The following is a 1,023-nucleotide window of genomic DNA, read 5'->3' as shown; positions in this document are numbered from 1 at the left end:
CGTCCGGTGTGGGTGCTCTGGGTCCGACGGGGTTGCTGCGGCGCTGTATGCAGCTGCATTCACCGGCATGTAGCTGTCGCGACGTGAGCTCGATCGACTCCTGCACCCCGGCGTTGGTTCGTTACAGTGTCGGTGCGGGCATCGCTTCCGACGGCCATCTGGCCGGGGGCCTTCTCCTACAGGTTGCAGTCCTCTGGATCGAACCCTCTGGATCGAACGGCCGGAAGCCATACAACGCAGGCCAGATACTGAGTCTGTCGTATGGCATGCTGTACGCCGGAACTAACGGTGTTGCGGGCCCTGAATTCGAAAGTGGACTACGTCTAGCAGCGCGTCGGTTGGCATCGACGGGTAGTAGTTCTCCCGTAATTGCCGCACGTACTCGGCCATGTCGGTGTTTTCCGGAGCACGCACAGCAGCAGCTGTGAGTTTGTTGAGTGGAAACCGCTGAATTTTGAGTACGACGCCATCTAGCATCTCTCGTCCGGCGGGATCAAAAGCCAACCACGCCGCACCCACGGTGATTGCCTCGTTCCACCGCACGGTCAGAGTCTTAGTGCCATTTAGCACCGCGGCCCTGTGGCGCGGATGGAATTCGATGACCTGTTGCTGAACGGGCATGACACCAGTCTACGGGAACGGCCTAGAGGGTCTGACGGTTCGGGACCCACTGCCCTCTGCACGGGGGAGCGCCTGGCACTGGAAATCGGGAACTGCCGAAGCTCGCCAGTCTCAGACAGACCCTCCAGCGTCGACAAGTCGACGCCCTGCCCCACTTCGATTGTCCAGGCACGAGCGACGGGTCGACCGAGGCGATCCATGGTCGCCATGAGCATCTCCGTGCCTCAGCTCTGGGCTTCCGCAGCCTCACTCACTACATCGCCCGCTGGCTCCTGGAAACCGGAGGCTTCAGATCCTACCCATGCCCTCTCATGCGATGAGCCCCTCACCTGCCGACCTGTCGCCACAGGTAACACCCACCCGAGCCTCCGTTGCATGTAAACAACGTCCTGACCCGCAACA

The 1,023-nt window shown here is 61.3% G+C and carries 1 protein-coding gene and 1 pseudogene; one reads left to right on the top strand and one right to left on the bottom strand.

Annotated elements, in window-relative coordinates; all coding sequences use genetic code 11:
* Positions 1-282: 282 nt before the first annotated feature.
* On the bottom strand, positions 283-621 hold the full coding sequence (locus GWK18_RS12840) for an ASCH domain-containing protein (RefSeq protein WP_081609509.1): 339 nt from the start codon (positions 619-621) through the stop codon (positions 283-285).
* A 92-nt stretch (positions 622-713) separates the two neighbouring features.
* Between GWK18_RS12840 and GWK18_RS12835 the strand changes: the two are divergent.
* A pseudogene (locus GWK18_RS12835) lies at positions 714-941 on the top strand (transposase); the annotation flags it as partial.
* Between the last annotated feature and the right edge of the window lie 82 nt (positions 942-1,023).

This window comes from Kocuria sp. JC486 (assembly GCF_011602805.1).
GTDB lineage: Bacteria > Actinomycetota > Actinomycetes > Actinomycetales > Micrococcaceae > Kocuria > Kocuria soli.
This window is presented reverse-complemented; position numbering and strand designations above follow the sequence as displayed.

Excerpts from the sequence above, each read along its gene's own strand:
- GWK18_RS12840 (WP_081609509.1), bottom strand. The coding sequence starts at position 621 with ATGCCCGTTCAGCAACAGGTCATCGAATTCCATCCGCGCCACAGGGCC.